The 21,785-nt window shown below is 74.0% G+C and carries 18 protein-coding genes; 15 read left to right on the top strand and 3 right to left on the bottom strand.

The window, feature by feature from the left end; genetic code table 11:
* Window positions 1-310 precede the first annotated feature (310 nt).
* From ACIOJE_RS13980 to ACIOJE_RS13995, 4 genes are all read left to right on the top strand, one after another.
* Complete coding sequence (locus ACIOJE_RS13980) at window positions 311-1,225, top strand: substrate-binding domain-containing protein (RefSeq protein ID WP_400776123.1); 915 nt, start codon at window positions 311-313, stop codon at window positions 1,223-1,225.
* Between the two features lie 47 nt (window positions 1,226-1,272).
* Entirely contained in the window at window positions 1,273-2,868 is a 1,596-nt protein-coding gene (locus tag ACIOJE_RS13985) for a sugar ABC transporter ATP-binding protein (RefSeq protein WP_400776125.1), read from the top strand.
* Window positions 2,865-3,905, top strand: coding sequence for an ABC transporter permease (locus ACIOJE_RS13990; RefSeq protein WP_280680409.1), 1,041 nt, complete (start codon window positions 2,865-2,867; stop codon window positions 3,903-3,905). Before ACIOJE_RS13985 ends, ACIOJE_RS13990 begins: the two co-directional genes overlap by 4 nt.
* A 303-nt stretch (window positions 3,906-4,208) precedes the next feature.
* Complete coding sequence (locus ACIOJE_RS13995; RefSeq protein WP_400776127.1) at window positions 4,209-5,393, top strand: MFS transporter; 1,185 nt, start codon at window positions 4,209-4,211, stop codon at window positions 5,391-5,393.
* 144 nt (window positions 5,394-5,537) lie between these two features.
* Here ACIOJE_RS13995 and ACIOJE_RS14000 read toward each other — a convergent pair whose 3' ends face one another.
* Window positions 5,538-6,296 (bottom strand): DeoR/GlpR family DNA-binding transcription regulator, encoded by a 759-nt coding sequence (locus ACIOJE_RS14000; protein WP_400776130.1) that lies wholly within the window; start codon window positions 6,294-6,296, stop codon window positions 5,538-5,540.
* Between the two features lie 49 nt (window positions 6,297-6,345).
* Here ACIOJE_RS14000 and ACIOJE_RS14005 point away from each other — a divergent pair, with 49 nt between their 5' ends.
* Window positions 6,346-6,735: a DUF4406 domain-containing protein gene (locus ACIOJE_RS14005; protein ID WP_280680412.1), complete on the top strand. Its 390-nt coding sequence runs from the start codon at window positions 6,346-6,348 to the stop codon at window positions 6,733-6,735.
* Window positions 6,732-7,409: an NUDIX domain-containing protein gene (locus tag ACIOJE_RS14010; protein WP_400776133.1), complete on the top strand. Its 678-nt coding sequence runs from the start codon at window positions 6,732-6,734 to the stop codon at window positions 7,407-7,409. The genes ACIOJE_RS14005 and ACIOJE_RS14010 overlap by 4 nt, the downstream gene beginning before the upstream one ends.
* 197 nt (window positions 7,410-7,606) lie before the next feature.
* Here the strand turns inward: ACIOJE_RS14010 and ACIOJE_RS14015 are convergent, their stop codons facing one another.
* On the bottom strand, window positions 7,607-10,102 hold the full coding sequence (locus tag ACIOJE_RS14015; RefSeq protein ID WP_280680414.1) for an ABC transporter permease: 2,496 nt from the start codon (window positions 10,100-10,102) through the stop codon (window positions 7,607-7,609).
* 334 nt (window positions 10,103-10,436) lie between these two features.
* Here ACIOJE_RS14015 and ACIOJE_RS14020 point away from each other — a divergent pair, with 334 nt between their 5' ends.
* Window positions 10,437-12,626, top strand: a complete 2,190-nt coding sequence (locus ACIOJE_RS14020) for a DUF4157 domain-containing protein (RefSeq protein ID WP_400776135.1) — start codon at window positions 10,437-10,439, stop codon at window positions 12,624-12,626.
* 111 nt (window positions 12,627-12,737) lie between these two features.
* Complete coding sequence (locus ACIOJE_RS14025; RefSeq protein WP_400776421.1) at window positions 12,738-13,289, top strand: YbaK/EbsC family protein; 552 nt, start codon at window positions 12,738-12,740, stop codon at window positions 13,287-13,289.
* 47 nt (window positions 13,290-13,336) lie between these two features.
* Here the strand turns inward: ACIOJE_RS14025 and ACIOJE_RS14030 are convergent, their stop codons facing one another.
* Window positions 13,337-14,179 carry a LuxR C-terminal-related transcriptional regulator gene (locus ACIOJE_RS14030; RefSeq protein WP_280680417.1) on the bottom strand — a complete coding sequence of 281 codons (843 nt, stop codon included), beginning with the start codon at window positions 14,177-14,179 and terminating at the stop codon, window positions 13,337-13,339.
* Window positions 14,180-14,563: 384 nt separating this feature from the next.
* On the opposite strand from ACIOJE_RS14030, the gene ACIOJE_RS14035 reads away from it, so the two are divergent.
* From ACIOJE_RS14035 to ACIOJE_RS14065, 7 genes are read left to right on the top strand one after another with little or no spacing between them, the layout of a single operon-like run.
* Window positions 14,564-16,192, top strand: coding sequence for a nitroreductase family protein (locus ACIOJE_RS14035; RefSeq protein WP_400776137.1), 1,629 nt, complete (start codon window positions 14,564-14,566; stop codon window positions 16,190-16,192).
* 45 nt (window positions 16,193-16,237) lie between these two features.
* Complete coding sequence (locus ACIOJE_RS14040; protein ID WP_400776139.1) at window positions 16,238-17,431, top strand: acyl-CoA dehydrogenase family protein; 1,194 nt, start codon at window positions 16,238-16,240, stop codon at window positions 17,429-17,431.
* Complete coding sequence (locus ACIOJE_RS14045) at window positions 17,424-18,920, top strand: class I adenylate-forming enzyme family protein (RefSeq protein ID WP_400776141.1); 1,497 nt, start codon at window positions 17,424-17,426, stop codon at window positions 18,918-18,920. Before ACIOJE_RS14040 ends, ACIOJE_RS14045 begins: the two co-directional genes overlap by 8 nt.
* Window positions 18,917-19,225, top strand: a complete 309-nt coding sequence (locus ACIOJE_RS14050; protein ID WP_280680421.1) for a phosphopantetheine-binding protein — start codon at window positions 18,917-18,919, stop codon at window positions 19,223-19,225. Before ACIOJE_RS14045 ends, ACIOJE_RS14050 begins: the two co-directional genes overlap by 4 nt.
* Window positions 19,222-20,268, top strand: coding sequence for a hypothetical protein (locus ACIOJE_RS14055; RefSeq protein ID WP_400776144.1), 1,047 nt, complete (start codon window positions 19,222-19,224; stop codon window positions 20,266-20,268). Before ACIOJE_RS14050 ends, ACIOJE_RS14055 begins: the two co-directional genes overlap by 4 nt.
* Window positions 20,265-21,023: a 4-hydroxy-tetrahydrodipicolinate reductase gene (locus ACIOJE_RS14060; protein ID WP_400776147.1), complete on the top strand. Its 759-nt coding sequence runs from the start codon at window positions 20,265-20,267 to the stop codon at window positions 21,021-21,023. The genes ACIOJE_RS14055 and ACIOJE_RS14060 overlap by 4 nt, the downstream gene beginning before the upstream one ends.
* Window positions 21,020-21,754 (top strand): 4'-phosphopantetheinyl transferase superfamily protein, encoded by a 735-nt coding sequence (locus ACIOJE_RS14065; RefSeq protein ID WP_400776149.1) that lies wholly within the window; start codon window positions 21,020-21,022, stop codon window positions 21,752-21,754. Before ACIOJE_RS14060 ends, ACIOJE_RS14065 begins: the two co-directional genes overlap by 4 nt.
* Window positions 21,755-21,785 lie beyond the last annotated feature (31 nt).

The raw sequence follows: 21,785 nt of genomic DNA on the forward strand, positions 1-21,785 counted from the left end.
ATTGACGCGAGCGCAACGAAGGCTCTTGACGAACGCCCGGCTGGGGAGTTTCCTGTGCGAGCACGTTGGATCAAGTTCGGTTCTGATCGATTGTGTTTGATTCAATCCGTGCCAGTTCCGCGGGATCCGCCGCGGGATCTTCTCCCACCCTCTTCTCCTTACCGGGAGCTTTTGCATGTTCATGCGTCGTCGTAGTCGGGTTCTGTCGGTCGCCCTGCTGGGCTGTGTGTCCCTCGTGGGCGCGGTGGGGTGCTCGACGGGTCAGCAGTCGTCGTCGGGTGCGGGTGACACCGCAAAGGTCGACGGCAAGGTGTCGCTGACGTACCTGCAGAAGCAGGGGGACCAGGAGTACTTCGTCGGCGAGGCGGCGGGCGCGAAGGCGAAGGCGGCGGAGCTGGGGGTGGACCTGAAGGTCGTGAACCTGGGCAACGACGCCAACAAGACGGTCGGCGAGGTGCAGTCGGCGATCGCCCGCAAGAGCAACGGGCTGATCGTGGTCGTGCCGGACCCGGCGGTGGGCCCGCAGGTCGTGCAGACCGCCAAGGACGCCAAGGTCGCCCTCCTCACCTCCGACGACCAGATCTGCGCCTCCGGCCCGGCCCCGGGCGCCTGTGCGAAGGGTGATCTGGTCGCCCGGGTCGGGTTCAGTGGCGAGCAGATGGGTGGAGAGGTCGGCAAGCGGGCCGCCGCCGAGTACAAGAAGGCCGGCTGGAACGCGGCCGACACCCGGATCATCTCCGCTTGGAAGCAGGACGTCACCGTCTGCGGCGACCGCGTCAAGGCCGCCAAGGACGCCTTCGCCCAGGCCGCGGGCGACGGGGTGAAGAACATCGACGTCGCCACCGACAACACCCCCACCGGCGCCCAGGACAAGACCGCCGCCACCCTCACCGCCAACCCCGGCGTCAAGCACTGGATCGTCTGGGGCTGCAACGACGAGAACGTCCAGGGATCCGTCACCGCCCTGCAGAACGCCGGCGTCAGCCCCGACGACATCGCCGGCGTCGGCCTCGGCGCCTACCTCGCCTGCAAGGACTGGACCAGCGGCAAGCCCACCGGCATGAAGGCCGCGCTCTTCATCAACGGCAAGGACGTCGGCGCACTGGCCGTCCAGACCATGTACGACAAGCTCAAGAACAGCAAGGACTTCCCCGCCGAGGCCTTCGCCCCCACCACCATGGTCGACGCCGCCACCTGGCAGGCCACCGGCATGACCTGCAGCTGACGGTCCCGCACCAGAACCGTCCGATCCGCACCTCCAGCGAGGCACACATGACCGCACCCGAGTCCCCGCCCGGCGCCGGACCGTCCCCGCAACCCGCCCTCGGCCTGGCCGCCGAGAACGTCGGCAAGACCTTCGGCAGCGTCCGGGCCCTGCACGGCGTCACCGTCGCCTTCCCGCCCGGGCAGGTCACCGCCCTGATGGGCGAGAACGGCGCGGGGAAGTCGACCCTGCTGCGCATCCTGAGCGGCGATCACCGACCCACCGAGGGCGAGGTCCTGCTCGACGGCGTCCCCCTCGACCTCTCCTCGCCGACCGACGCGCGCCGCGCGGGCATCCGGATCATCCCCCAGGAGCCGGAGATCATCCCGCACGTGTCGGTCGCCGAGAACGTCTACGCCGGCAGCCTCCCGCGTCGAGCCGGCCGCCGCCTCGACCGCGCTGAACTACGCCGCAGGATCACCGCCGATCTCGCCGCACTCGGCTTCGACCAGGTCCTCGACCCTGACCTGCTCGGATCCGAACTCACGGCCGCACAGCGCCAGTTGGTCGAGATCATGCGGGCGATCACGGGCACCGTACCGCCCCGGGCGATCGCCTTCGACGAGCCCACCTCCTCCCTCTCCGAGAACGAGGTGGAGGCGCTGTTCGCCCTGATCGGCCGGCTGCGCGACCAGGGCATCGCGATCGTCTACGTCTCGCACCGGATGAAGGAGATCTTCCGGCTCGCCGACCGGATCGCCGTCCTGCGCGACGGCACCCTCACCGGCGTCCTGCCCGCCGCCGAGACCGACGAGCGCGAGCTGGTCCGGCTGATGGTCGGCCGAGACCTGGCCGGCCTGTTCGTCCGTCAGGACGTCGCCACCGACCGGGTGGTGCTGGATGTCCGCGGCCTCACCACCGACGACGTGCACGACGTCAGCCTCCAGGTCCGGGCCGGCGAGGTGGTCGCCCTCGCCGGGCTGATCGGCGCCGGCCGGTCCGAACTGGCCCTCGCCCTCGCCGGCGACGCGCCGGTCCGCTCCGGCGAGATCCTCCTCGGCGGCCGGGCGGTGCGACTGCGCTCCCCCAAGGACGCGATCCGGGCCGGCCTGGGTCTCGCCCCCGAGGAGCGCAAGGCCCAGGCGCTGTTCCTGCACCGCTCCATCCGGGACAACACCTCTCTGGTCAGCCTCGACCGGCTGCGCCGCCGGCGCTTCGTCAAGCGCACCGCCGAGAAGCAGCTCGCCCAGGAGTACGCGGACCGGCTGCGGGTGCGCGCCCCCTCGATCGAGACAGAGGTCCGCACGCTCTCCGGCGGCAACCAGCAGAAGGTGGTGCTCGCCCGCTGGCTCGCCCGCCGCCCCGAGCTGCTGATCCTGGACGAACCGACCCGCGGCGTCGACATCGGCGCCAAGGCCGAGATCTACCAGATCATCGCCGACCTGGCCCGCGACGGCGTCGCCGTCCTGGTGATCTCCTCCGAACTGCCCGAGGTCCTCGGCCTGGCCGACCGGATCCTCGTCATGCAGAACGGCCGGGTCACCGGCGAACTCGGCCGCGCCGAGGCCTCCGAGGAGGCCGTCCTCGCCCTGGCCATGACGGACGACCTCGCCACCGGCCCCCGTACCACCGACACCGACGCCACCACCGGAGTTGCCCGATGACCACCCCCTCCGCCACCGCCGACCAGCGGCCGCAGGCCCCGGCCGGGCGCGCGCGGCCGACCGGTCCGCGGGCGCTGCTCGACGCCGTCGGTGGCCAGAACCTCATCCTGCTGCTGGCCCTCGCGGCTGTGCTCGCCCTGTTCGGCTCGCTCAACCTCAACTACCTGAGCTGGAACAACATCCAGGTGATCGCCGAGGCGGCGACCATCGCCGGGCTGCTCGCCGTGGTCCAGACGGTGGTGATCATCTGCGGCGGCCTGGACATCTCGGTGGGCTCCCAAGCCGGCCTCGCCTCCGTGGTGAGCGCGATGGTGTTCACCTCCACCGGCTCCAGCGCGCTGCTCGGCATGGGCGCGGCCGTGCTGGTCGGCGCCGCCGTCGGCCTGCTCAACGGTGCCGTGATCATCTACGGCCGGGTCAACCCGACCATCGCCACCCTGGCCGGACTGGCCGCGTACAAGGGCGTCGCCCAGCTGATCTCCGACGGACGCGCCCAGGGCTACGTGCTCGGCGACCCGCTGTTCGTCTTCCTCAGCCGCGGCAGGATCGCCGGCCTGCCCACGATGGTGTGGATCCTCCTCCTGATCGCCGCCGCCGTGCACGTCCTGCTCACGTACACCGACATCGGGCGCAACATCTACGCCCTCGGCGGCAACGACACCGCCGCGCGACTGGCCGGCATCAACCTCAACAAGTACCTGCTCTCGGTGTACGCGCTCACCGGCATGGTCGCGGCCGTCGCCGGCGTCCTGCTCACCGCGCGCACCGGCTCCGGACAGCCCACCTCCGGCAGCGAGGGCCTGGAACTCCAGGCCATCACCGCCGCCGCCCTCGGCGGCTGCGCCCTCAAGGGCGGCAAGGGCGGTATCGGCGGCACCCTGCTGGCCGTCGCCCTGCTCGGAGCCCTGCAGAACGGCCTCACCGTCCAGGGCATCAACACCTTCTGGCAGAACGTCGCCCAGGGACTCCTGCTGGTCGCCGCCGTGGTCATCCAGCAGCGGCGCGGACGCGAGCGGGCCGTCGGCCTGCCAGCCTAAGGAGCCTCCGACAGTCCGCGCCGGGCGAGCGACGCCGGGCGCGAAGTGTCGGACACGCCCCAGCAACCCCCCCTGGAGGCCGCCTCCGCCCCCACCGGAGGCGGCCTCCGCCATGGGCGCCGCCGACCTCCACGTGGACAGTGACGTGCCCAGCGGCGGCGGCCTGTCTCCTTCGCGGCACTGGAGGCCGCAGTCGCCCCGCTGCCGGTGCCCACCGCCTGCGCTGAGCCCGCGCCGTCCGGTGCGGCGTGCGGCCGCTCATGCGCCGCGCCGGACGGCGCGCCCGACCCCGATGGAGCAGACGTGTCCACCGCGCAGACCGCCCGCCCCGCCCAGGTGCTCTTCAGCCGGACCGCGGTCGTCGCGTCCTGCCTGGGCTTCGTCCTGATCGGAGCACTACAGGCGCTCTACGGGCCCTCGATCCCCGCCCTCCGAACACGCTTCGGCCTCAGCGAATCCGGTGCCGGGCTCGGCCTGGGCGCGCACTTCGTCGGCGGCGTCAGCGGCGTGCTCATCTTCGACCGGCTCCACGGCCGCGTCGGCAACCGGACCGTGCTCGGCGCCTCCTACGCCCTGATGGCCGTCGGCGGCCTGGGCTTCGCCCTCGCTCCGACCTGGCCGCTCGCCCTGGTCGCGGCGCTGGTCACCGGGCTCGGCTTCGGAGGCATCGACTACGGCCTCAACCAGCTGTTCGCCGTCGGGTTCGGCCCGCGCAGCACGGCCATGCTGAACCTGCTCAACGCGCACTTCGGGGTCGGAGCCATCGCGGGCCCCGCGCTGATCGGCGTGTTCGGCGGCGACCGCCACCCGGCGGTGTTCGCCGCGCTCGCCGCGCTGTCCGCCGGGCTCGTCCTCACCGTACGCGGCGTGCGCGACGACCGGCCCGAGCCGGCCGCGCCGCAGGGCGCCGCGCCCGCGACCGGCCGCCGCGCCACCGCGGTTCTCGCCGTCTTCGTCCTCCTCTACGTCCTGCACGTCGGCGTCGAGAGCGCGATCGGCGGCTGGGAGCCCACCCACCTGGAGGCCGTCGGCCACCAGAGCGAGATCGCGGTGGCCGCCACCTCCGGTTACTGGCTGATGATGACGGTCGGCCGGTTCCTCGTCGCCCCGCTGGTCTCGCGCTGGTCGGCACCCGTCGTCGTCACCGCCGGCTGCGCGGGCATGACCGCCTGCCTCGCCCTCGCCCCGGTGTCCGCACTCGCCCCCTACGCGTACGCCGGAGCCGGCCTCTTCATCGCGCCGATCTTCCCCACCGGACTGCCCTGGCTCAACCAGGCCGCCCCCCGGGCGAGCAGGGCCGGCGCCTGGGTCATCGCGGCCTCCATGGCCGGCGGCGTCGCCGCCACCCCCGCCCTCGGCACGGCCATCGACCACCTCGGGATCACCGCCGTCCCCGTGCTCCTGACCGCGCTCTCCGCCCTCTGCCTCGCCGCCGCCTGCTGGCTCACCCACGCCACTCGGATCCGGCCCGACACTGCCGTTGCCTGACGACGTCAAGCGCTCGCGGTGACGTCGGAGGGGCGCGGTCGTCGGCCCGGTCCGCATCCTTGGGCGGGGTTGTCCGATCATGCGCGACTGGGGGCGGTGGTGCCTTGAATCTCCGGTGATCCCCTGCTGTTCGGCCCGTAGCTTTCAGCCGGCTGCCAGGACTTCCACACCGCGCGCCGTAAGCGACTCGACGACGGCGTGGTGGGGGTCGGCGTCGGTGATCAGTCCGCTGATGTCCTCCCAGGGCAGGACGCGGAACCGTGATGCCGTGCCGATCTTCTCGGACGAGGCGAGGATGTAGGTGTCCGCGGCCCGTGCGGCCAGGGTGCGCTTCATCGCGGCCTCCTCGGCGTCGCCGGTGGTAAGCCCCGCGTCCGGGTGGACGCCGGTGACGCCCAACAGGCAGAGGTCGGCGGAGATGTTCTGGGCGGCCTCGACCGCGGCCGCGCCGCAGGCGACCGCGGAGTGCTTGAAGATGCGGCCACCGAGCAGGAAGACCTCGGCCTGCGGGTGCTCCAGCAGCGCGACCGCGACGGTCGGGCTATGGGTGATCACGGTGCAGTCCAGGTCCGGCGGAAGGGCCTGGGCCACAGCGAGGGCGGTGGTGCCGCCGTCCAGGATCAGGGCGCTGCCCGGCCGCACCAGCGCGGCGGCCACCGCGGCGACCTTCTGCTTGCCGTCGGGGGTAACCGTCTTCCGGGCGGCGTAGTCGGCCACGGCCGGGGAGACGGGCAACGCCCCGCCGTAGACACGCTGGCACAGTCCCTCGGCGGCGAGGTCGCGCAGGTCGCGACGCACGCTGTCCTCGGAGATGCCCAGGTCTGCGGCCACGTCCTTGGCGACGATCCTGCCCTGTCGGGCGAGCAGGTCCAACAGGTGAGTACGTCGTTGAGCGGCCAGCATCCACACTCCTTCATGGTTTTGCACGTTTCTGCATGTATCGTAGCGCGCCATGACCGACAAACCGATGCTCATCCTCATCGCCGGGCCCTACCGTTCCGGCACCGGCGGCGACCCGCGGGCCATGGCCGCCAACCTTGCCCGCCTCGAAGCGGCAGCGTGGCCGGTCTTCGCCGCCGGCCACGTGCCCGTGATCGGGGAGTGGGTGGCCCTGCCCGTCCTGCGCTCGGCCGGCGCGGGCCCCACGGACCCACTCGCCGACCAGGTGCTCTACCCGACCGCCGAGCGCCTGCTCGCCCACTGCGACGCCGTGCTCCGGCTCCCCGGCGACTCCACCGGAGCCGACCAGGACGTTGCCACGGCCCGCCGTCGCGGCCTGCCCGTCTACCACGACGTGGCCGAGATCCCGCGCCGCAACCCGAAGGAAGGCACGGCCTCGTGATGGCCCGCCCCGGCATCGACACCCCTGACCACCGCGGCCGCACCGGCCTCGACCGGGACGGTCGCGGCCTGGACCGCAACCCCGACATCGTGGTCCGCGACGTGGAGCTCACCTCCCAGGGCTGGCACGTCCTGCGTCGCACGACCTTCGACTACCGCCGCCGCGACGGGCGTTGGGAAACCCAGCAGCGTGAGACGTACGACCGCGGCAACGGCGCGGTCGTCCTGCCGTACGACGCCGAGCGCGGCCGCGTGCTACTCACCCGTCAGTTCCGCTACCCGGCCTACGTCAACGACCACCCGGACGGCATGCTCGTCGAGGCCGCCGCCGGACTGCTCGACGGCGACGACCCGCTCGCCGCCATCCGGCGCGAGGCCGCCGAGGAACTCGGCGTCACGCTCGGCCCGATCGCCCACGTCGTCGACGCCTATATGAGCCCCGGCTCGGTCACCGAGCGCCTGCACTTCTATGCCGCCCCCTACGCCCCGGCCGACCGCACCGGAACCGGTGGCGGTCTTGCGGAGGAGGGCGAGGACATCGAAGTACTCGAACTGCCCTTCACGGAGGCTCTCGCCATGATTCGCGACGGACGCATCGCCGACGGCAAAACGATCCTGCTCCTGCAATGGGCTGCCCTGGACGGACCCTTCGCCCGCGCCGCCGGCACAGGCTGACACCGCCGCCCTCGGTCGGCCCTGCCTTGGGCACGCCCCTGAGCTCCGTCACCCACCGCGAACGCGGACCACGTGCCGGTCTCCGAAGGCGAGCGCCTGCTGTTCGGCGGCCCGATGCGCTGCGAGGTGTACTCGCGGCGAGTCCCGGTGATCGGCGCGGACACGCCCTGGCCAGGTGGGTGCGGATCATCTCGGGGCTACGCCGTCCGCATCGCGGCCACGATGGTCATCCGCCGTACCCGTCGGGCCGGCAGTACGGCCGCGCCCAGCCCGATCAGCACGGTCAGCGCCAGCACGCCGGCCACCGGGAGGAGCGGCGGCCCGCCCACCGTGCCCGCCGTCGAGGTCACCGACCGCGCCGCGACCCACCCGTACCCGAGCCCGAGCACCGTCCCGACCAGCGCCCCCGCCAGCGAGAGCAGCAGGGCCTCCAGGGTGAGCATCCGTCGCAGTTGCTGCCCGGACAGACCGATCGCGCGCAACATCCCGATCTCCCGCGCCCGTTCGCTGACCCCGAGCATCAGCGTGGCCGCCACCCCGATCCCCGCGATGGCGACGGAGAAGCTCAGCAGCGCCATCGTGATCAGCATCATCCGGTCGAGCAACGAGCGCAGCGTCTGGGCCTGCACCGTCGTATCGGTGACCTTGACCTGGGAGTAGCCGGCCAGTGCCCGGTCCATCAGCTGCCGGGCGGCGAGCCGGTCGGTGCCCTCCGCAGGGCCGACCCACGCCGTGGTGACGGCCGCGTCCGGCGCCAGCCGGTCCAGGGTCGTCGGCGTCACGTACAGCACGGCCCCCGACTGCAGGGCGAACGGAAGCCCACTGCGGCCGTCCTCGAACCGCAACACGCCTGCGGGGCGCCCGGCCGACGTCACCCGGTGCTCGCCCGGATCGCCGCCGAGCCCGTTCAGCGCCGCGCCGTCCGACAGCCCGCGCGCTCGCGCCACGCCTTCGGCGGCGGGGTTGAGCGCTGCGGGATCGGCGGTGACCACGAGCGTGCTCCGGCCGTCGACCTCCACCGTGGCCGAGCGGACGGGCGTGACCCGGAGCCGGCGCTCGCCGGCCAGTGCGCCGAGCGCCCCGGCAGGCACCGGTCCCTCCTCGGCGGCCACCGAGAAAACGGCCGGCTGCCGGGCCGAGACCAGCGGCACCAGCGAGTTGCCGGTGATCCCCAACGCGGTGACCGCGCTGACCATCACCGTGACCCCGAGCAGCAGCGCCGCACCGGTCGCGCCGGTCCGCCCGGGGTTGAGCCGCAGCTGCTGCGTCGCCAGCCGCCCCGCCGTCCCGCAGAGCCGCCGTGCGGGCACCCCGAGGACGCCGACGATCGGCGGCAGCAGCCGATGGCTCAGGCGCAGCACGCCGAAGAAGCTGGCGATGGCACCGATCGTGGCGGCGAGCAGGGACAGCGGCGGCCCGGCCAGGGCCCCGGCGGCCAGCATGGCGCCGCCGAACACCAGCAGCAGCCCGGAGAACACCGCCTTGCCCAGGCGCTTCGGCCGGTCGGCGGCCTGGTGCGCGCCGCCGAGCGCGGCGATCGGCGGCACCGCCGAGGCGGCCTTCGCCGGGCCGCGTACGGCCAGGACGGTGAGCAGGACGCCGAACAGCGCGGCCAGCGCGCAGGTGGCCGGAGCCGGGGTGAGCGAGATGTGCACCGGTCCGAGGTCCGCCAGGCCCGCCAGCGCGGTACCCGCCGCGCACAGCGCCGTACCGAGCAGCACCCCGGCGGCGGAGGCGCCGGTGCCCAGCAGCAGGCCCTGACGGCGGATCACCCGTCGCACCTGCGCGCGGTCGGCGCCGATGCAGCGCAGCAGGGCGAGCTGGCGGGTGCGCTGGGCGAGGACGACCGAGAAGGTGTTGCTGACGACCATCCGGGCGACGGCGAGCGCGATGAGTACGAAGGACAGCGCGGCGATCAGCACGACCCCGTAGACGGTCCGGCTCTGCCTGGTCGCCTCGGCGACCGAGGCGTCCCTGGTGCGGACCTCGGCCTGCCCGTCGAGCGCCTGGCGCAGGGCCTCGGCGGTCCGGGTGCGGGAGGCGCCGGGGGCGAGCCGGAGGTCGAGCTGGGTGCCGGTGATCCGGGTCGCGTACCGGTCCACCCGGTCGGCCGGGACGCCGATGACGGGACGGCCGGCGAAGCCGGGCGCGCCCCGGCCGTCCAGGGTGCCGACGAGGACGGCGTCGTCGGTGCTTCCGTCGGCCCGGGCCAGCCGGACGCTGCTGCCGGGGCGGGCGTCGATCCGCCGGGCGGTGTCGGCGTCGAGCAGCACCTCGCCGGGTGCGCCCGGCCACCGGCCGTCCTTCAGCAGCTGCCAGCGCAGGGCGGGGTCGGCGGCGATCGAGCTGACCACGGCGGCGTCGTCGAGCGGGCGCCCGGCCGGGGTGAGGACACCGCCCTGGCCGACCAGCCGCAGCGATGCGGCCGCCACGCCGGGCACCTGGCGCGCGCGGGCGGCGGTGGCGTCGCTGAGGGGCTTCGGCACGGACCGGCCCTCGGTGGCCGGGACCGCCTGGAGATCCCCGGGGCCCACCTCGGCGGCGGCCGTCTGGCTGTAGGAGTCGACCAGGGCACCGCTTCCGCTGACCGACGCGATCAGGAACGCCACGCCGACCGCGACGGCCAGGCCGGTGAGGAGCAGCTGTCGTAGCTGCCCGCGCAGCTCGGCCACGGTGTACCTGTATGTCGTCATCGTTCCTCGCGTTCACGTCTCCTGATCGGATACGCACCGTCAGGACTGCTCGTCAGCCTAGGAACGGAAGGAGCGATTCCCGTCGGCGCGCAGTCGGGTTCCCGGCTCGGCCTGCAGTAGTACGCACCCGATCCGCCCTCCTCCTCCGGATGTATGACGACCCTGATCGAACGAGCCGGCCGCCACGCCGTCCCGGGCCGTCGGGCTGCCCGATCGGGCAGCCCGGATTGCGCCGCCGTCTGCCCGCTGCGCTCTTCCGTCGCGACGCTTCCTGCGGCATGGTCGCTCCCAACTCCCAAGGCGATGCAAGAGATCTCGTTCGAACGGATCCTTCATGCGGCAGATCACCGAGTCCCAACGGAACACCGGTTGCGACCGCGAACGGGCCGAGCCCCGCGGTGCCGGTCGGACGACCGGCACGCGGACGGCCGGCACGGCCGCCGCCGGACGCGGCAGGCCGCTGCGGGCGGGTGCGCCGGGTGCCCTGCAAGGGTCGATCGGGAACGCGGCCGTCGCGCGCATGGTCGAGCGCGAGCGGCACGGGCACGGCGCCGACCCCGGCCACGGCGCCGTGCAGCGCTCCGGGGGCGGCGAGGCGGGCGGGGCCGACGCCGTGCGGGAGGCCGCGAGATCGGCCGGGCGCGGCGGCCATCGGCTGCCGGGCGATGTGCGCCGGACCATGGAGAACGCCTTCGGCACCAAGCTCGACCACGTCAGGGTCTCGGTCGACGAGCAGGCCGCCGCGGGCATCAACGCCAAGGCGTACACCGTCGGCGACAACATCGTCGTCCAGAGCGCGAGCGTCCTGCGCGACGTCGAGACGATGGCCCACGAGATCCACCACACCACCCAGCGCGGCGCCCCCGCCGGCCTCAGCGACCCCGACGACAGGTGGGAGCGCGAGGCGGCCGACATCGGCGCCCGGGTCGCCCGCGGCGAGAGCGTCCAACGCTGCGCCGCCGACGGCGAGGAGCACGACGGCGCCGGGCCGGGCGCCGCGATCCAACGGCGCGTCGGCTTCGAGTTCGAGTCGCAGTGGCGGGTGCGCGACCACGACAACCTCACCGACGAGGACGAGCAGGCGTACCAGGACGAGGTCGCACGGCGTGACGGCCTCCTCGGTGCGAAGATCCTCATGAACATGGCCCGCAAGCAATACGGCGATCTCCTGGACCAGACCGAACTGACCAGGACCCCCGACGAGCTCCAGAACGAGTGGCTCACGGCCCTGCCGCGGACGCGGCCGACCGACGCCCCTCGGTTCGCGGCCACCGCCGCGGGCCGGGCACGGCTGGAGCGGGCGCAGCAGGAGAAGCCCACCGAGTACGCGAAGCGCGTGGAGGACGCCGCCTACCCGCTGATGGCGAACGGCGAGATCCGGGAGACCCCCATCCGCGGCCGTGACGTCCCCAAGATGGGTGTCGTCGGCCGGGGTGCGGACTACAAGCTCACCTCGGACGTCAGCCCGACGGGCGGCTCGGCCCTGGAATGGGTGACCGAACCACTCACCACGAAGGACGAACTCCTCCAGGTGATGGGCGAGATCACCCGGGTCTCGGCGGCCCTGGACGCCAGGAAGGACCAGGAGTCCTTCCCGCTCCAGGAAGTGGAGCTCGGGGGCTTCACGGCGGACCCCGGGATCATGGTGTTCCCGCTGCGCGGTGAGATCGTCTACGCGCCGCAGATGACCGGCGGTTTCAAGCTCGACGAGCTGCCCCGGCTGCTGAAGTACCTCAGCGTGCCGGCCAAGCGCCCCTGGCACACCTCGGGCTCCGCCTTCGACCGGCGGAAGGAGGCCGGCGGGGACCTGCACGTGGACACCCTCGTCGAGGTCGACCGCGTCCGCCGGCAGGCCGAGAAGCAGGCCAAGGGCCTCGGCAAGGAGGTCACCGGCGGTGAGCCCACGGCCGCGCTGGTCGGACTGACCACGCTGGTCGGCAGCTACCTGGTGTACGGCAGCAAACTGGGGCCCAGGTCGAACTCGAAGTCGATCGCGGGCGGTCTGATGTCCCGCACGTCCTTCGCCCACAACTTCACGCTGCTGCCCCTTCCGTTCCGGATCCACTACCGCGCGCACCCGGAGGAGTTCGCCGCGTTCATCCTGCGGGCGGCCGGCTTCGACCCGACCGACCGGCAGGCCCGGGTGTACCCCGAGACCGTCGAGCACGGGGACGCCGGCGATCGCCGGGAGCGGGCGATCCCGCTGACCCGCCACCAGTGGCTGATGGGCATGCCGGCCGGCAAGGACCTGCTGCGGAAGTACACGCACCTGACCGAGGTGGAGAAGGCCGAGGTCACCGAGGAGGACTGGGTGCACATCCACGGCTCCCTCGGCGCGCTGGGCTCGGTGGACGACCAGGTGGGCGGGCTCGGCAAGGAGGAGACCGCCTTGGTGGCCGAGCTGCGCCGGATGAAGGACGAACTGCGCACCCCGAACCTCATGCCGCTCGCGGTCGCGGCCTTCGACCTGGTCCAGCGGTTGAACGAGGGGAAGTCGATGACGTACAAGAAGGAGAAGCCGTAGCGCCGGCCGTCCGGGGAGTGGGACCGGTCGGTGTCGCCAATCGGCCGCCGGCCGGGGCGGATTCGGGTGGGGGAGGCGGGAGTTCGCTAGAGTCGGCCCATGAGTGACCACGTGAACCCGCCGTTCGGGAACTTCCCGCTCGCCCGCCTGGCGTTGGACGCCTGTGACGAACTCGCCGCTCCGGTGGTCGACGCGCTCAAGAACTGGGACGCGCGGGAGGCGGCCCGGTCGGTGGTCTACGTGGACACCGATCCCGAGAAGGCGGACACGGCGGCGTTCTGCGAGGCCTACGACGCTCCGCTGGAGTTCTCCGCGAACTGTGTGGTGGTCGCCGCCAAGCGCGGCGGGGAGGTCACCCTGGCGGCCTGTGTGGTGCTCGCCACCACCCGGCTGGATGTGAACCAGGCCGTCCGGAAGCACCTCGGGGCGCGCAAGGCGTCGTTCGCGTCGATGGACACGGCCGTCGCCGAGACCGGCATGGAGTACGGCGGCATCACCCCCGTCGGGCTTCCCGGCACCTGGCCGCTGCTGATCGACGCGGCGGTGGCCGCCGCCCCGCACGTGCTGGTGGGCAGCGGGCGGCGCCGGGGGAAGCTGATCCTGCCGGGCGCCGCGCTGGGCCGGCTCCCGGGGGCCGAGGTGATCGAGGGCCTGGCGGGCTGAGGGCCTGGCCGCTTGAGGGCCTGGCCGGTCGAGGCTTCGGGCGCCGGTCAGTCGGGTGGCCGGGACAGCCAGCCACGCGACTGGACGGCCATGCCCGCGCTGAACCGGCTGCTCGCGTCGAGCTGTTCGTAGAGCGCCGCGACGATCCGCCGCATGGTGCGGGAGGAGACCCCGATCTCCCGGGCGATCGCCTCGTCCTTGTACCCCAGCCGCATGAGCCGCAGCACCTCGTACTGGCGCCTCGTCGGCTGCCCGGGGCGGGAGGTGGTGGCGCTCTCGGCCGGGCGGGCGCCCTGCCAGCAGAACTCGAAGAGCTGCTCGAAGAGTCGTACCAGATCGGGGCTGCGCACCACGCCCACCGCGGGCTCGGTCCCCTCGTCGTTCCCCAGGGCCGGGACGAGCGCCAGGCTGGAGTCCAGCACGAGGAGGCGGTAGGGCAGGGTGGGGGCGGTGCGGATCTCGGCGCCCGCGGTGCGCAGCGCGTTCAGGTGGGCCCGGCCGCGTGGCACCCGGAGCATCGACTCGCTGTGGATCGTCCGGATCGCCACCCCCCGGCCCAGCGCCTCCTCGCCCCGGCGCTGGTCGGCCGCGAGGAGCGGGGCCGGTAGCGGTGTGCCGGGATACATGCTGAGGATCCGGTTGGTCACCATCGCGGTGGCGTCCTGCAGGAGGACCCGCACGTCCGCCGCGCCCCGGAAGACCTCCACGGCCTGGCTGCCCTGACGGTCGAGCTGTGCGGGCAGCGCGTCGGCGTGGAAGCCGGCCAGCTCGCGGTCCAGTTCGCTGACGGTGCTGGCGAGTTCGTGGATGGTCCGACGCGCCGAGTCGAGGATTCTGCCCATCCGCGCCTCGGGTATCAACGGCTCGCGCCGCTCGTGTTGCACCTGCACGCGTCCCCCAATCCCTTGAGAATCCCGCGCCGCACGCCGTTCGGGCCGGACGGATTGCCTACGGTCGGGATTCCCTCCGGTACGGACTGCAACCCCATCGTCCGTCAGGACCCCCTCGTCCGGAAGCCCGCATCTCAGCCAGCGGACGCGATCATGACAGGCGCCGCCTCCCCGGCCGCCGGTCGCCGCAGACCGAGCCGCCCGCGTCGGCCGGGCGAGGCCATGGCCGGAGTGTGCCAATGGCATTTGCTGGACAGGCCCGACGGTCGGCTGATTGCTTTGCGACTGTCGGCGATCAGACCTCTGATCCGGGCCGACCTCCCATTTCCCGAGATCTCCCGCCACCGATCCGAGAACGCGAGAGGACCCATGGGTGTCGAAGAGTTGACCAATCCTCTGCTCGCCAACTTCTGGAACGAGACCCGCCTGCGGTCGAGCCTGGCGACCGTCCCCAGCCCGGCCGACGCGCCGGATCCGGGCGTGAGCATCGTCTGGAGGCGGGTCGCCGAGGTCCTCGGGCTGGGGTACGGGGAGCGCTCGGGCGCGGTGATCACCAAGGGGAAGACCCTGATGCGGGCCCGGACGACCCCGTCCGCCGGCGCGCTCTACCCCTTCGAGGTGCTGGTGGCCTTCCAGGGGGCCCACGACTACGTGCTCTACCAGTACGACGTGGCCGGCTGCAGCCTGCGCCGGATGACCGCCGTCGACCGCCGGGAGATCGCCGCCGTGCTGGCGACCGAGGCGCCGGCGACCGACGAACTGCCCGCCGCCGTGGTGGCCGTGGTGGGCCGACCGTGGCACGCCATGCGCAAGTACGGCCGGCGGGGCTACCTCTACACGCACCTGGACGGCGCCCATGCCGCGACCAACATCGCGCTGGCCGGTGCCGATGCGGGGTTCGCCGCCGTCGTCCGGCTGCGCTTCGACCGCGGCGAGGTCTCCCGGGTGTTCGGGCTGGAGGACCTGTGCCGGGAGCCGCAGGCGCTGGTCACCCTGGACGCTTCGGCGCAGCGCGGGCCGGCGGGCAGCAGGCCCGCGCAGGGCGGGTCGGGCGGTATCCGGACCGCGAACCCGTTCGCGCTGCCGATCTGGCGGCACGACAGCGGCTCGCACCTGGAGGAGCCGGATCCGTCCGAGCGCGAGGCCTGGGGCCTGGTCAGTCCCGTCAGCACCTACCACCAACCCCGGGTGCTGCCCCTGCGGTTCGGCCGCACCGCGTCGGTGCGGCCGAGTGGCGGGCCTCGGGGCGGCGGGCTCCCGGGCGACGCGGCGCCAGGCGGTGCGGTCGACGGGTCCGCTGCGCCGGTGGCCCTGGCCGGGCGGGACGGGGTCCTCCCCGAGGACCTCGGCCCGGTCGTCCTCGGCCGGCAGTCGGCCAAGGGCTTTCTGGCGAAGCCGCTCGACGCCGACGCGCTCGGACGGGCGCTGGCGGCCGTGCGCGGCGGGGTGACGGTGGACTGCGCGGACGGGCCGCTCGCGGGCCTGCGCCTGCTGGTCCGCAGCGTGGACGGCGTGCCCTCGGGCGCCTACGAGTACGACGCCGAGGGCCACCGTCTGCTGCCGGTCGGCGGTGACGGCGGATCGGAGCAGGCGGTTGTCGCGTCGTGCATGAACCAGGGCGTGGCGGCGAACTGCGCGGTCGTCCTGACCCTGCACGCCCCGGTGGGCCAACTGCTGGGCGAGCGCGGTCAACAGGGCCTGGCCGAACTGCACTTCCACGCCGCGAGCATCGCGCAGCGGTTGTCCCTCGGGGCCGCCGCACAGGACTTCGGCATCAGCTGCCTCGGCGGGTTCGACGCCGGGCGGATCAGTGACCTGGCCCGGCTGGGGGCCGAGGAGGAGGTCATCTACGTCCTGGTGGCCGGAACGCCCGACGAGAACGCCGTCAAGTGGGACCGGGCGCCGATCGCCTACAGCCACCAGAGCGTGCACAGCCCTCGGAACGTCGACCACACCTCTCAGAACGTCGACCACACCCCTCAGAGCACCCGCGGCCCGCAGCAGCCGAGCTGAACGCCGAGCCGAGGCCCGACCACAGGGAGCAGCGTGGATTCCATCGTGAGCAACAGCGTCCTGTCCGCGCATCTGACGGACAGTCACCGTGATCTTCAGGCCCGGGCGGTGGGCTACTTCACCCCGGAGTGGCTCGACAAGTGGCGCACCACCGCCGGCGGGCCGCTCCGCCGGGAGGCCTGGCGGGAGTTGGCGGCGAGCGGCTACCTGGGCGTGTCGGTCCCGCGCGAGCGGGGCGGGCAGGGGTTGGGCCTGCTCGGCTCGCTGGTGCTCGGGGAGGCGCTGGCCGGCGTCCGCGACGGCGGCATCGCCCTCGCGATGCACGTCCAGAACGAGATCGCCTGCGACTGGCTGGTCTCCGCCCGGGATCCCGCGCTGCGGGACCGCTACCTCCCGGGGCTGCTCTCGGGCGAGCTGGTGGCCTGTCAGTGCGACACCGACCCGTCCGCCGAGGAGCCCGCGACCGCGACCACCGAGGGGGCGGGGCTCGTCCTCCGGGGCCGCAAGAAGTTCGTGATCAACGGTGCGACCGCCGACCTGTGCTTCGTCAGCGCCCTCCTCGACGGCGCGCCCGCCATCCTCGCGGTGGAGAAGTCCGCCCCGGGCGTGCGGGTGACCGAGGTGTACGACAAGTTCGGTACCCGCGCCGTCGATTCGGCCCTGGTGGAGTTCGACGGCGTGCGGCTCTCCACCGACCAGGTGGTGGCGCGCAGCGGGGTCAGCCAGTTGATGCGGTGGAACCGCGTGATGTCGCGGATGCGCCTGCTGATCGCCGCCGACGCCTTCTTCACCCACCGCGCGCTGCTGGAGCACATCACCGGGTACGTCCGCGGCCGTAGCCTCGGCGGCCGTCCGCTGGGCGCCTGGCCGGTCAACTCCCATGCGCTGGCCCGTGCCCGGGCCCGCCAGGAGCTGATGGAGGCGGGCATCGCGGACGCCTACCTGCGGGTGACGTCCGGTGGCAGCACGGTGCCCGAGATCGCCGAGCTCAAGTGGTTCTGCGTCGAGAAGGCCAATGAACTGGCCGCGCTCTGCACCGACTTGGAGGGCGGCGCGGGCTACATGTGGGACAGCGTCTCGCTGCGGGCCCACGCCCAGGTGCGCGGCTTCCGGATGTCGGGCGGGAGCCAGACGACGATGCTGACGATCGCCAACCACAGCCTGGCCTGCCGGGCGGAGCTGGAGCTCGACCCCGCCGGCCGCGCCGGCCACGCCGGGGAGGGGGTGCGTCGTGGCTGACGGACGTGCGCTCGGCGAGGTGTTCCTGGCGGCGTGCGCCGAGCACGGCGACCGCCGGGCCGTGGTCGGCGGCGGTGCGGAGCTGACGTACGCCGGCTTCGCCGCCCTCGTCCGCGAGCGGGCCCGGACGCTGGACGCGCTGCTCGGACCCGGCCTGGTCAACGTCGGGCTGTACGCCGGCAACAGCGCGGAGTACCTGGTCTCCTACTACGCCCTGCTGGTCGCCGGGCGGCTGCCCTTCCTCGCCGACGCGAAGTTCGGCGCCGCCGAGCTGGAGGGCATCCGGACGAGCTGCGGCGTCTCCGCCTTCCTCCACGACGGGGCCGGGCCGTTCCCGCTCGACAACCGGGCGACGGCCGTACCGGGCAGCTCGCTGACCCTGGCCCTGCTGCCCGCGACGGCCACCGGGGCCCCCGCGCCCCGAGCGGCCACCGCGACCTGCCGGTTCACCTCCGGCAGCACGGGCCTGCCGAAGTGCCTGGAGTTCACCGCGCAGGCCGTCGTCTCGGCGGCCCGCACCTGGGTGGCCGGCACCGGGCTCGGCCCGGACGACCGGGTGCTGTGCCTGGCCGGGTTCACCAACGGGCTCGCGTTCAACACCTCGCTGCTGCCGGTCTTCCTGACCGGTGCCGAACTGCACCTCTACCAGGGCGTGCCCACCTCCGGCGGTATCTCGCGAGCCGTCGCCCGCGCGGCGGCGACCCGGCTGGTCGCCTTCCCGCTGGCCTACCGGCTGCTCGCGACCGCGTCCCGGCCGGACCTCGGCGCGTTCGCGACCGTGACCCGGGCCGTCTCCGCGGCGGCGGTGCTCGACCCCGGTGTCCGGCGGGAGTTCGAGGCGCGGTACGGCGTGCGCATCGCCGACTACTACGGTGTCGCCGAGACGGGCCCGTGCACGTACGAACGGGACCCCGGCCGCACCGAGGGGCTGGGCAGCGCGCTGCCGGGCGTCTCGGTCACGGTGGTGGAACTGCCCACCGGCGAGTCCGAGGTGCGGGTGCGGACGGCCTCGATGGCGGCCGGCTACCTCAACGCGCCGGGGGCGTTCGCGCAGCGGCTGGACGCCGACGGCTACTACCGCACCGGCGACCTCGGGCGGCTGGCGGACGGCCGGCTGTTCATCACCGGCCGGCTCGGCGGGCCGATCAACCTGGCCGGCCGGAAGATCGACCCGACCGAGGTGGAACGGATCCTCCTCGCGCTCGACGCGGTGGCCGACGCCGTGGTGTTCGCGGACGCCGACGCCAACGGCGAGACGGTACTGCACGCCGCGCTGACCGCCGCCGGGCGGATCACCCGGACCGAGGTCCTGGACGCCTGCCGGGCGGACCTCGCGCCCTTCAAGGTGCCCGGACGGGTGACGTTCCTGCCCGCGATCCCCCGGTCGACCGTCGGCAAGGTCCGGGTGACCGAGCTGCGGCGCCTGGTCGCGGACGCCCGGGCCGGCGGAGCCGACGGCCATTCCCCTGAACTGGAGAGCAACGGATGAGCACAGTCAACGACGCCGCCCGGGCCGACACGGGCCTCCCGGACGTCCCGGACCTGCGCGAGCAGATCGAGCAGATCGTGGAGACGGCCACCGGACGGGTCGTCACCGTCGCCGACCTGCGGGCCGCCGGGGGCGAGCTGGACCGGGCCGGGGTCAACTCCATCGGCTACATCAACCTGTTGGAGGTGCTGGAGCAGCGGTACGGCGTCGTGCTCGACCCCGAGGCCGACCCGGAGCACCTCACCTCGGTCGACTCCATCGTGCGCTTCGTCAGCGCGCGGCTCGCCGAAGGGGGCGGCGCATGAGCTCCGAGCTGCGGGCCCTGCACGGGCTGCTGGCCTGCCGCGGCCTCGACCTTCCCGCGGGCGGCGTCCCCTCGGGCGAACTCGCCCCGGGCGGCGTCGAGGAGGCGCTGGACGAGGTCTGGCAGCGGCACCCCTTCGCGCTGGCGGCGGCGCTGACCGAGCACGTCCACGGGGTGCTGCCGCTGCTCGACGCCTTCGACGCCTTCGACGCCGTCGACACCGTCGACGCCGCGGCGGAGGCCGACGGCGTCCGGACCGGCCGGCTCACCGCGGCCCTGGGCCTGTTCACGCCGAACGCCCTGTTCAGCCTCGCCGCGCCCACCGTCCGGGCCACCCTCCGGGCCGCCGAGGACGGCGGCCGGGTCGTCCTGCACGGCCGCTACCGGTACGCGACCGAGGACGCCGATCTGTCGGTGGTCGGCGTCGCGCTGGACGGGGAGGCCAGGCTGGCGCTCGTCCGGCACGACGCCCCGGGCGTGCGGCTGCACGGCGCCGGACGGGCCACGGGCTGGGGCTGGGCGGACCTCGACGGGGTCGCCCTCGCCCCGACGGCCCTCTCCCGGCCCGTCGACTGGTCCCCGACCGGCCTGCCGGCGGCCGTCCTGGACGGCTACGCCTGGGCGTTCGTCCGCCGGGCCCCGGCCTGGCCGGCACGCGTCGTGGCCGACCTGCGCCGGGTGCTGGCGACGACCGGCGAGGGCGTCGAGGCGCTGTCCACCTCGCAGGAGCTGGCCCACGAACTGAGCCGGCTGGAGATCGAGATCTCCCTCGCCGCGGCCGCCGCCCGGTTCGGGCCGGGCTTCAAGGCCGGGCAGCCGGGCGGCCAGGCCGCGCTCGCGGTCCTGCTGAGCTGTGTCGACCTGGCCCGCCGGGCGGCCCGGTTGGCGGAGGACCTGGCGACCGAGCTGGGCCTCCCGAACACCCCGGTGGACGCCGCCGACTGGCCCGCCGACGCCGTCCAGGCCCTGTTCGGGGGCCGACGCGTCGTCGAGGGCGAACTGGCCCGGCGGATGGGCCTGATCCCGGCGGAGGTCGCGTCGTGACCGTTCCCGTGGTCGTGTCCGGTCTGACCGGGCGGATGGCGGGCCTCGTCCGCCAGGCCGTCCTCGACGCCCCGGACCTCGACCTCGCGGCCCGGTTGTCGCTGCGCCCCGGGGCCGGCGGTGGCCCGGGCGAGGGCGGGGCCGGGGACGTGGGCGCCCCGGTGGTGGGCCGGCTCGCGGACGTCAAGGACGCGGACCCCGTCGTGGTCGACTTCACCGCCGAGGAGGCGACCGCCGACCTGCTCGACCAGGCCCGCTCGGTGCCCTGCGCGCTGGTCATCGGCACCAGCGGCCTCGGCGACCGACACCACCGGCTGCTGGCGGAGGTGGGGCGGCAGCGGTCCGTCGTCGTGGCGGCCAACTTCAGCCTCGCGCTGCTCGCCGTCACCCGCTTCGTCCGGGACCTGGCCGCGCTGACGGACGAGGGCTGGGACGCGGGCGTCACCGATCTGCACTTCGTCGGCAAGCGCGACCGCCCCAGCGGGACGGCCCGCCACCTGGCCGCGGCCTGGCAGGGCGCCCGCGCTCCGGGGGCGCCCGCCCCGGACATCGCGTCCTTCCGCCTGGGGGACGCCGTCAGCGAGCACCGGCTGGTGGCGGCGGGCTCCGGCGAGCACGTGGAGGTCCTGCACCGGGTGGCGGACCGGCGGGCGTTCCTCCCCGGCGTGCTGCGCGCGATCCGCTACGCGGCCGCCGCCGGGCCCGGGGTGCGCACGCTGGAGGACGTGGTGCACGGCCACGTCGCGGTGCCGTGAGCGGCCTCCGGCTGCTCTGGGCCCCGGTGCGGCCCGGCGCGGCGGCCGAGGCCGTGCGGGCCGGGCGGCTCGGGGCGGGGGAGTCCGGGCTCGGCGGCTTCGTCGGCCAGGCCCGGCAGGACCAGTGGTACGCGGCCCGCCACACGCTCCGGCGCGGCCTGCTCCGGCTCGGCCTGGTCCCCGACCTGCCGGGCGCGTACCGGCGGATCGGCCTGGCCGATCCGGACGCGGTGCGGCTGGTCAGCTGGGACGGCGTCGCCCTCCGGCCCGTGGTGCAGTTCTCCGTGGCGCACACGGCCGAGCAGGTGGTGGTCGCCGTGCGGTGGGCCGACCCGGCGCCGGCGGGCCGGGTCGGCGGGGCCGGGCGCGGGGCCGAACGCGGGGCGCCGGACGGGCTGGGCGTCGACGTGGAGACCGAGTGGTCCACCGCCGAGCGCGGCCTGCACCGGTTCGGCACGGACGCGGAACTCGCCGCGCTGGGCCGGGCCTGCGGATCCGTCCGCCCGCTGCACCTGTGGTGCGTGAAGGAGGCCCTGGCCAAGGCCTCCGGACTCGGGTTCCGGGTGCCGCCCCTGCGCTACCGCCTACGGCCCGGCACCGGCGCACCGCACCGGCTGGCCGTACGGATCGACGACGGGGAGCCGCGCCCCGCCCGGGTCCGGACCGGCACCCGGATCGCCGCCGACCGGCCGCCGGCCGCCTGGGCCGTGGTGGACCTGCCGGCGCGGTGAACCCCGCCGGTGAACCCCCTCCCGGGGACCC

Source organism: Kitasatospora sp. NPDC087861 (assembly GCF_044742585.1).
Classification (GTDB): Bacteria; Actinomycetota; Actinomycetes; order Streptomycetales; family Streptomycetaceae; genus Kitasatospora.